Source organism: Hyalangium minutum, assembly GCF_000737315.1.
GTDB lineage: Bacteria > Myxococcota > Myxococcia > Myxococcales > Myxococcaceae > Hyalangium > Hyalangium minutum.
Window position 1 is genome coordinate 22,073 of the sequence record NZ_JMCB01000006.1, and the last position, 10,505, is coordinate 32,577.

Sequence of the window (10,505 nt, forward strand, 5' to 3'; positions counted from 1 at the left end):
CTCCGGACCCTCTGCGCGCGGCTCATCCCTTGACGACATAGACACAGGACGGATGCCCCCGCTTGCGGCATGGATGGGTCTCGTCATGCACGACGGAGCCCACCGCGTGGAGCCTCCGCAGCCCTCCGAACAGCATCCCTTTGTCGAAGGCGCACGGGTACGGGTTGTTGCTCTCCACCTCCATCGCCCCGTCCGGCCGCTGCTTCCACTTGTAGTGGCCAATGCCCTCCTGGAGGCGCCCCGTGGCCGAGTTCCACATGGGCCGCCCGTTCTTGCGGTGGTGCAGGTGGTAGCCCGCATCCATCGTCTCCATCATCGACTTCACGTCCTTGACGGAGGGCAGCCACTCCACGTTCTTCATCACCGACACGCCAATCTGGTGCAGCACCGAGTCCCCCATGTGCTGGCTGGCGCGCGCGAACGCTCGCAGGAACGCGTCGAACGGGTACCAGGCCTCCGGCTGCACCTCGACCATGCCGTCCGGGCCCTTCTGCCCAATCCCCTCCGCCAAGAGGATCTGACTGGCGATCGACTTGAACTGGCCAAACGCATGCACCAGCCCCATCACGTTGCGTCCCGAGACTTCGATGCCCTTGAACTCGCTGAACGGAATCATCGCGCGGAGGATCCTCTCGAACCGGAGCAGGCGGCCTGATGATGGCACGCTTCCTCGGGCTCTCGACATCGCCCCTCGCAGCCGCCCTCCCCAGCAGGTAGGCAGTCCCTGGGGTGTCTCACCCGGAAGCACATCCACCACCTTTTCGTTCACGGACTGATCAGAAATCCGCGCAGGCCGGAAATTCGGCCCTGGAAGCGACGACAGAGCTGGAAACTTCCGCCCCTTCGGAATACCCACCCTCATAGGGTGTTTAAAGTTGCTGCATCCTTACGACGTACATTAGTATCCGAAATAGATGAGCCAATGCCAGACATGGTAGTGGCTCTGAAGCCACCCGCACGCGGACACCCGGGAGCAGGTGATGGGAAGCACTCCGTCACGGCCGTCCGCTCCCGAGTGGGGTGGGTAGTGCGCAGCGGGCTTGCCCTTCTGCATCCTCGGGGGATGGTGCAGAGGGGGCCCGCTGCGGTTTTTTCACCGCGGAGCCACCGTTCGCTCCTCGATGCAGCGGCTTGGACTGTCTGGCCGCCCTTGGGGGCCGGTGCTATCTGGGCGGGACGTCCTCTGCTCCTGTGAAAGCCGCCCTCCCCGCCACCACCCGACGCGCATCCCTGGCACCGCAGGCCCTGCTCATCGGCTCGCTGGTGGTGGCATCCGCGAGCACGGCGCTCTTCCTGGCCACGGCGCAGAGCCGGGACACCTCCCGCTTCGAGAACCAGGTCCAGGCGACCCAGGACCGGATCTTCGCGCACCTGAGCTCGGACATCGCCTTGCTGCGCGGCGCCGCGGGCCTCTTCGCTGCCAGCACCTCCGTCACCCGCGAGGAGTTCCGCATCTACGTCGAGCGGCTCGACTTGCGGCGGTATGATCCGGGGCTCCAGGGGCTCGGCTTCGCCGCACGCATCCCCGCCAGCGAGCAGGAGCACTGGTTGGAGCAGGCACGCGCCGATGGCCTGCCCTCGTTCCACATCTGGCCCGCGGGCGCTCGCGACGAGTACTACGCCATCCTCTACCTGGAGCCCCAGGACGCCCGGAACGAGGCGGCGCTGGGCTTCGACATGTTCACGGAGCCCAAGCGCCGCGAGGCCATGGAGCGGGCCTGGATGACAGGGGAGCCTGCGCTGTCGGGCCGTGTCGTCCTCAAGCAGGAGATTGATAAGGACCAGCAGGCGGGGTTCCTGCTGTACGTGCCCGTGTACCGAGGCGGGAACATTCCCCCCACCGAGGACCAGCGCCGGGAAGAGCTCGAAGGGTTCGTCTACAGCCCCTTCCGGGCGGAGGACCTGTTCACCGGCATCTTCCCGCCCACGCATTCCCCGCGGATCCTCTTCCGCGTCTACGACGGGACGGAGGCGCAAGCCGGGCAGCTCCTCTATGACTCGGCCTCCGCCGAGGGGGAGCCTCCGCCGAGCACGCCCCGCTTCGTGCGGACCTCGCGCCTGGAGATAGCGGGGCAGCCCTGGACGCTCGTCTTCGCCTCCTCGCCCAGCTTCGAGCGCACGCTGCTGAGTCCCTGGGTGCCCACCGTGGGAGGCGCGGGCGTGCTGCTCAGTCTGATGGTGTACGCCGTGGCGCGGTCCCAGTTCATCGGCCGGCAGCGCGCCGAGGCCAGCGAGGCCGAGCGGGCCCAGCTCCTGACGCGCGAGAAGGCCGCCCACGCCGAGGCCGAGGCCCAGCGTACCTATCTCCATGAAGTCTTCATGACGGCCCCTGCCGTCATCGGCATCTTCCGGGGGCCCGAGCACGTCTTCGAGTTCGCCAACGCCGCCTACCAGAAGGTGCTGGGGAACCGGGAGCTGCTGGGCCGTCCTCTCTCCGAAGCCCTGCCGGACCTGGCGCCGGAGATCCTCGCCGTGGCGGACACCGTCTACCAGACCGGACAGCCCCACTCGGATCAAGAGGTGCGCATTCCCCTGGCGTATAGCGCTGGCCAGCGCGAGGAGAAGTACTGGAACCTCATTTGGCAGCCGCGCCGGAACACCGCGGGCCAGGTGGACGGCGTGCTGCTGTACGCCTTCGAGGTCACCGAGCAGGTCCTGGCGCGCAAGCTGGTGGAGGCCAGCCGCGAGGAGGCACGGCGGAGCGCGGAGCAACTGCAGACCATCACCGACACGCTGCCAGCGCTCGTCGCCTATGTGGATGCGCAGCAGTACTACCGGTTCGCGAACCGGGCGTATGAGACGTGGTTCGGCCGGAAGCCCCAGGAGGTGGTGGGCAAGACGATCCAAGAGTTCGTTGGAGAGAAGATCTACGCGCGCTTCCAGGAGCCCATCCTCCGGGCCCTGGCGGGCGAGACCGTGCGCTTCGAGGGCGAGCTGCCCCGGAAGGACGGGCAGAAGCTCTTCATCCAGTCCAGCTATATCCCGGAGCGGGATGAGCACGGGCAGGTGCGTGGCTTCGTGGTGTTGGCCTTCGACATCACCGAGCGCAAGCAGGCGGAGGAGGCCGTGCGCAACGCCGTGCGGCTGCGCGATGAGTTCCTCTCCGTGGCCAGCCACGAGCTGAAGACGCCGCTGACGCCCCTGAGCCTGAAGCTGCAGACGCTGGCGCGTGATGCGGCAGCGCAGCCGGACTCGGCGTTCGTGCTGAAGGTCCGCACATCTGTGGAGGCGGGGCTCAAGCAGCTCAAGCGGCTGTCGGACCTGATTGGGGATCTGCTGGATGTGTCGCGGATCACCTCGGGGCAGATGAAGCTGTACTGGGAGCCGGTGGACTTCGCCGCCGTGGTCCGTGAGGTGGCCACGCGGCTGGAGCCCGAGGCGGCCCGGGCCGAGTCCCGCCTCATGCTGGAGCTGCCAGCGGAGGTGCCAGGCCGCTCGGACCGGATGCGGCTGGAGCAGGTGGCGGAGAACCTGCTGACGAACGCCATCAAGTACGGGGCGGGCAAGCCGATTCATGTCCGGCTGGAGGCGAGCCCCGAGCGCATCGCCTTCACCGTGAAGGACGAGGGAATTGGCATTGCCCCCGAGAACCAGGCGCGCATCTTCGAGCGGTTCGAGCGCGCCGTGTCCGAGCGGAACTACGGCGGCCTGGGGCTGGGGCTCTACATCACCCGCACCATCGTCGAGGCCCTGGGAGGCACCATCCGCGTGAAGAGCGAGCCCGGTCAGGGCGCCTGCTTCACCGTGGAGCTTCCCCGGGAGCCCGCGGTTTCTTAGGCCAGTTCTTGAGCTTCATGAGCTGGAAGACGCCTGCGGCCACAAGCCCCCCTACAAAGAGGGAGACGAGCACCTGCAACCAGAAGAGATTCTTCTGGAGGACGTGGTCATCGAAGCACTTGGCCTCTCTGATGGCGATCTCGCGAGTGAGCGAGTCGAAACCGCGCACGTAGTCCCAGTCTTCGGCGATACGCCCGCACACCAGCTTCATTGAGGCCAGGAAGGTCGCAACAAAGACCACCTCGAACGTGGCTAAGGTCCAGAGCGGCCGCACCAGTCCATAGAGCCTGTGCATGTCTCAGCCTCCGGACAAATCGGAACCATGCCTCCATCCCTCTGGCAACTCGAGCTCCATGATGCTGAGCAACTGCTCCAGTTCTTCTTGCGCCGCCTCCTCATCATAGAGCCCGGCGACATGCTGAATCTCCGCGATGAAGGCAACCTTTCGATTATTCGTGTTGGAGCCCCGGAAGAGATCTGCGCTCAGCAAGATCTCCCTACCTCGGGCCCGCCCGATGTAATGCTTGGCCGAAGACTCGCGGGACTGGCCGAAATCCACGACATAGATCTCCGCTCGCTCCGCTGCTGCTGTGAGAGCGGCGAGGCGGTCAGGATCGAGCATTCCGTTGGGATCGGAGCTAGGTATCTCGGTTCGACAGGTCTCCACGTCTATGTCAACGGCCCTCAACCGCTTGAGGTTATTGAAGTCTTCGTTCTCCCCCATGCGGCGCCCCACGGTCCCGGCGAAGATGAAAGCAGCGACGATGATGATAATGACGATCGCCAAGCCCACCAGGAGACCGAACTTCCCGCTCGGGTCGACGTAAGCCGTGGGATTGCCACGGACGTACTGATAGATGTTTGCTCCATCTACCATCCCAAGCCTGTCCGGCTGAATCCACCGCCCTAGCTTCGGATCCATGTAGCGGTCGCGGTGGTAGTTCAGCCCGGTCGAGTCGTGCTCGCGCCCTGTGTACCCGAACGCCAGCATCGGCCCGCTCCCACTCGTGGTCCTCGCCCCATAGGCATCGTAGGAGTTCGTCCTCACGACGGCTCCCGTCTGATCCGCGATGGCCACAACGGAGCCGAGCGCGTCCGTGAGGGGGGAGTAGGTGCTGCCTGCCTGCTGGAAGCTGAGGATCTCGTCAGTGGTCTGTGGGTGGGTCAGGTAGCTCGTCGGGGTGGGGCTCGTGCTGGAGAACTCCTGGAGAACGGTCGCACCGTCGAGCAGGTACTGGGTCGAACCCGCTGGCGTCGTCTGCTTGGTACGAAGCCCCGTGGCGTCGTACTCGAAGGTATGCAGCTCTCCTGAAGCCAGGGTGACCTGCCGCAACCTGTTGTCGAGATCCCAGCCATACTGCTTCACCAGTTGGCCTGCCTTGGTCTCGCTCAGCAGGTTGCCATTGTTGTCGTAACCGTACTCAGTGGCCACGCCGCCCTCGAAGCTCCTCTCGAGCTGGTTGAAGGCGTTGAAGGCGCTGTTCACCTGCCGGTTCGTCCCGCCAGTCACCTCACGGAGCGCGGTTCGGTTTCCCAGCAGGTCCAGCGTGTACCTCACGCTGCGCTGAGTCCCGTAGTCCACTCCCGTCAGCCGGTCGGATGCGTCATAGATGTAAGACTCTCGGGTCCCATCCGCGAGCGTCTTGGAGAGCCGGTTTCCTCCCGCATCGTACGTATAGGAGCTGCCAGCCACCACCGCGCCTTCCTTGGCATGGACGATGCCAAGCAGTTGGCTCGCGGCATCGTAGGAGTACGTCGTGGCGATGCCGTTGGAGCGTGTGATGCGCGTGCGGCGTCCCAGATCGTCGTAGCTGATCACCGTCCGCTGGCCGGCGCTGTCCACGGCCTGCCTCAGCAGATTGAGCGCGTCATAGGAATAGTGATGTTCCAAGCCCGCACTCGTGACGCTCGTGCGATTGCCGTTGGCGTCGTAGGTGTAGCGGAGCGTCCGTCCCAGGCTGGCGTCGATGACCTCCTTCACACGGCCCAGGGCGTCGTACTCGAGGGTTCGTGCATGGGTCCCATTCTTCTCGAGCGTCCGGCGCCCCGCCTCGTCGTAGTCGTACTGGTAGGTGCTCCCATCCTCGAAGGTCACGCTCTTCAGGCGCCGGTTGCCGTCGTAGGCATAGGTGGTCCGCCTGCTATTGCCATCCACCTTCGCTGTGCGATTGCCTACGCCGTCATACTCGTAGCTCGTCACCACATTGAGGGGGTTCTTCTCCCACTGCAGCCTGTTGGCCAGGTCGTACTGGTACTGCGTCCGCTGGCTCCCTGCGGTCACGGACGTCCGGTTCCCTCGCCCGTCATATCCGTAGGTGATGGACTGATCGCCTTTGGTGACCCTCTCCAGCAATCCATGGGACCCGTAAGCGTACGTCGTAGGCGCCTGGCCAAGCTCGGAGCTGGCCTTGATTCTCCCTGCGGTGTCGTACTCGTACCGGCTCTCACGCTTCAGCGAGTCGACCTCGGACAGCACGCGGCCCATCCTGTCGAAGTCACGCCGGTACAAGCCTCCTGTGGCATCGACCTGAACGCAGGGCTGCGTCGTCAGCTCGGCACAGTAGCCCAGGACGGTACTGGCTCCGTTGGCCAGCACCGTCTCCACGTGCCTTCCGGCGGCGTCATAGCGCATCACCGTCCGCGCGTTCCGGGCATCCACCAGCGCCACCACCCGGCCATTGGCGTCGTACTCCGTCCGGCTCACCCCATTGAGCGCATCCTCGACGGACGTCACCCGCCCCACCGCGTCGTACGTGTACGTCGTCACTGCCAACAAAGGGTTCTTCGTGGTGAGCCGGTGGCCTTCGGCATCGTAGGTGGACTCGAAGCGAGCATTCAGCGCGTCCACCATCGCGGTGACCTGACCCGCGGCGTCTACCTCGAAGGTGTGCTTCTTGTTGTCGCTGTCCTTCGTTTCGGTGATGTATCCCGCTGAGTTGAAGGTCAGCGTCGTGGTCACCTGCTGGGGATCCGTCATCGTCAGGGGGAGGCCTTTGCTCCCATAGGTCATCCGGGTCACCGCAGGCCCCGGCTTCGTGAAGGTCTCCAGCCGTCCGCGCGCGTCGTAGCCGTAGCTCGCCACCCCGAGGCCATCCGTCCGGGTCTTCAACCGGCCTGCCGTGTCATAGGTGTTCGTCACCTTGGGCCGCCCCGTTGCCTCCACCGTGAGCACCTGGTTGAACGCCGTGTCATAGGTGTACTTCGTCACCCGACCATCGGGATCCCGCTGCTCGGTCATGTTGCCGCGCGTGTCATAGATGCGCTCGGTGACGAGGCTGCGCGCGTCCTTCTCCTGCGTGAGGTTGTGCGCCGTATCCCATTGGCGCTCGGTTCGATTGCCCAGCGGATCCACGAGGACCACGGGATTCCCCGCCGCGTTGTGCTCGCGCTGCCACTCGTTCCCCAGCCGATCCACGTAGACGGCACGGCGGTTCACCGTGTCATAGAACGCAGAGGCCTTATGGCCGAGCGGGTTGATGCTTCCCACCCACCGATCCAGCGCGTCGTAGAGGGTGACCCAGACCTTGCCTCGCTTGTCGGTCCGCCGAACGAGGTTGTGCGCATCGTCGTAGGCGTACGTCTCCATGTTGTTGAGCACGTCCACGGCGCCGACGAGATCGTCACCCTCGTAGGCGTAACGCACCGTGCGGTTCGCGCGATCCGTCACCTTCGTGAGCTTCCCATCCGTGTACCCAAAGCTCAGCGCCACCTCATTGTCAGAGTCCCTCACTTCGGAGGGGAGCCCGTTCGCATAGAGGATGTCGACACGGCTGCCACCCGGCTCCGAGATACTTCGCAGCCGCCTGGACGAATTGAACTCGTAAACCAGCCCCTCTTTCGTCCGCAGCCTGTACCCATCCGAGAGCACAGTCAGTGTCAGGTACCAGCCCGGCGGCGCGGTGAACGTCGAGCCCGATTTCTGGAAGCGCACCTCGCGCCAGTCCTCGGTGATGTACGTCAGGCTCCCGTTCAGCTCGAGGCGAAGGTACATCCCGTAGCTGTGCATCCACCCGTACCCTAGCTCCGTCATCCCATTCCCTCGGGAGGCGTACGTGCGGCGCCAGGTGATGGGCAGCCCCACCGCTGGGAGCGTCAGATCCGTCCACTGCTCCCGCAGGTTGCCAGTGGCCATGTTCACCGTGGAATTCACCACGGCCTCGTCACAGCCACAGGCGGGTCCCTCGGAGGAGCCGCTGGAGCCCCCCGGTCCACTGTTGCTGCCGCCGTTGAGCAGCTCGCCGATCAGGTAGGCCCCCTCCCCCGTCACCGGGTTCTCCAGGATGTAGCCCTCCTGGTTGATGTACTGCTGGTAGTTGGTGGGGTGCTGGGGGATGGTGATCCGCCAACCTGCTGCCAGCGCCTGATCCACCCGGCTCATCGTCAGGTCCGAGAAGCCCTGAAGCAGGGCCCGGCCTGACGAGTCCTGCGGCGTGATCCGGAAGACGGGAACGCCCTGGCTCGCCGACGCCTGGATGATGCGCACCGCGGACACCGAGACGGTGGACATCACCTCTTCCCACACCTTGTGCTCGAGCGCGCTGCCATGGTGGCCCGCCAGCCGCATCAGCCCCGCCTGGTAGCGGAAGTCCGCATCCATCGGCATCGGCGTCACCGAGTCCCGCGCCACGTCCAGCACGTACTTGCCCGGCGCCAGCGAGAGCGGCGTGCCGTTCACCTGCTGCACCTTCAGCTCCTTGCCCGCCGTGCCCTCGATGACGTCCTGGAGCACGCGGTGGCGCTGAAGCCCGAACAGCCGCGCCGCGTCCGCTCCCTTGTGGTGCGAGTACAGCGCCAGGGCCAGGTGGGCCTCGAACTCCGCGCGCTCGTCTCCCGTCAGCCCCTGCGCCTGCTGCCGCAGCGCCTGGATCTGGCTCACAGGCGTGGCGCCCGCACTCGCCATGAACGCGTACACACCTCCCGCGATCAGCGAGTGCTTCACCACCGCCGGAGCATCTCCCGGAATGGTCACCTTCACGGTGAGCTCCTGCTCCACACCCGGCATCACCGCGCTGAAGCGCTTGGCCTCCTGGCCATTGACCCTCAGGGAGGGGGCCACGCGCACCGCGTACGGCCGGACTCCCGTGATGCCCCCCGCCGTCTGGATGGCGGCTTCATCCGTTGGGGTCGCTCCCGGATAGCGCAGCGCGACCCGCGGCCCCTGCAGCTCCGCCAGCTCGAACGTGGCCTTCTCGCCTCCGAGTGACAGCTCGACCGTGTGTCGGAAGCTCTGGGGCGGCCTGGCGAAGTGGAGGGGCTCCGACACCAGCTCCGCGGGGTGCTCGGCCGGCAACAGCCGGAAGAGGTCTTCTTGCACGGTGGCCTTGGCCAGCGCGTCATCCAGCGTGTTGCACAGGTTGCGCAGCTTGGCTGCGTCCAGGAGCTGCCGCTCGAAGATCTCTCGCGGTGTGTCGGAGGTCAGCGCCCCCAGGTACGCATTGAAGTCGAAGGAGACGAGCCCTCGCAGGTCCACGCCCTGGCTGTGCTGCACGCGCTTCAGGCCCGGATCGAGCCGGACCCACAGGTTCTCGCCTCCCCGGCCCGTGCCTCGGTAGTCCGAGTACGCCACGTACGCACGGACATAGGCGCGCTCGGTGAGGACACCCTTGCCGTCCTCCGTGAGGGCCGCCGGGATGCCCGAGGACGACAGCACGAAGGCGGCTGTCCTCGCATCCACCGCTCCTGTGAGCGCCTGGGCCTGCGCCGCAGAGAGCCGCACCGTCGTGTACTCGTAGCGTGCGGGAACGCCCGCCTCGCGCAGCAGGGCGATGAGCAGGGACGCCTGATCGAAGTCATTGCCGGCGCCCTCGGCGAGCGTCGCCGCCGCGCCCTTCTTGGAGCCGTAGTACAGCTCGGTCTTCACCTTCGTGTGCACGTGGTTGTAGAGCGCGAGCGGCTGGTTCCCCAGCGACTGGGCCAGCAGCTTCAGCTCCGGGCTGCGCAGCGTCTCGGGCGTCTCCGCGAGATCCTCGGGAGCCGGCTCCGGGAGCACGCCCAGCAACGGCATCAGCAGCCCCAGGTCCGTCATCACCGAGGCCAGCCGCACGGGGGCGCGCGGAACTCCCGCCAGCGCCGTCTCCAGCGCCACGGAGCTGCCATCCGCCAGCTCCACGGAGACGGACTCTCCCTCCAGTGACGCGTAGAAGGAGTCCAGCTCGGGCGTCCGCTGCCCCAGCGTTCCCTTGCGCCGGGGAGCGGGAGGGTTCGGCTTCAGAGGCTTGAGCCGTCCCAGGTCCAGCATGCTCCCCCGGCTGCCCGACTGCCGCTCCGTGGCGGCGCGCTGCCGCATCGCCTTGGCCAGCTCGGGCGTCCGCTTCGCCAGCCGCTCCTGCAAGGCCGCGGGCGAGAGCTTCAGGCTCCGCGCGCGCGCCACCTCCTCGCGAATCTCCGCATCCGGAGTGGCCTGCTTGATGCGCCGGGCCTGCTCCTGTGCCAGGAGCTTACTGGCCTTCTGCTCGTCCGCACGCGTGAGGCGCTCCAGCTCCGCCAGCGCCTCTTTCCGGCGTCGCGCGGTCTCCTCACCCCGCTTCGTGTCATATGCCGCTGGATCCGAGACCTGGAGCGGATCGATGCCCAGGTTCTTCGCGGCCTGCGCGAGCCGCAGGCCGTAGGCGCGCTCGGCGGCCTGCGCACGCTGCAGCTCCCCCATGCAGAGGAACTGCAGCGTGACCAGGGTCAGCAGGGAGGACGTGGTCTGGAACCACACCTTCTTCGTCTGAAACATGAGGGCT

Annotated in this window: 4 protein-coding genes; 1 reads left to right on the forward strand and 3 read right to left on the reverse strand. The window is 66.2% G+C overall.

The window, feature by feature from the left end; all coding sequences use genetic code 11:
• Nucleotides 1–22: 22 nt before the first annotated feature.
• On the reverse strand, nucleotides 23–616 hold the full coding sequence (locus DB31_RS15665) for a hypothetical protein (protein WP_044188288.1): 594 nt from the start codon (nucleotides 614–616) through the stop codon (nucleotides 23–25).
• 575 nt (nucleotides 617–1,191) lie between these two features.
• Here DB31_RS15665 and DB31_RS15670 point away from each other — a divergent pair.
• A complete protein-coding gene (locus DB31_RS15670; RefSeq protein WP_240486722.1) occupies nucleotides 1,192–3,777 on the forward strand; it encodes a CHASE domain-containing protein in 2,586 nt (861 codons plus the stop codon).
• Here the strand turns inward: DB31_RS15670 and DB31_RS15675 are convergent.
• A complete protein-coding gene (locus DB31_RS15675; RefSeq protein ID WP_044188291.1) occupies nucleotides 3,740–4,072 on the reverse strand; it encodes a hypothetical protein in 333 nt (110 codons plus the stop codon). The genes DB31_RS15670 and DB31_RS15675 overlap by 38 nt on opposite strands.
• 3 nt (nucleotides 4,073–4,075) lie before the next feature.
• Nucleotides 4,076–10,498 (reverse strand): RHS repeat-associated core domain-containing protein, encoded by a 6,423-nt coding sequence (locus tag DB31_RS15680; protein ID WP_044188293.1) that lies wholly within the window; start codon nucleotides 10,496–10,498, stop codon nucleotides 4,076–4,078.
• Between the last annotated feature and the right edge of the window lie 7 nt (nucleotides 10,499–10,505).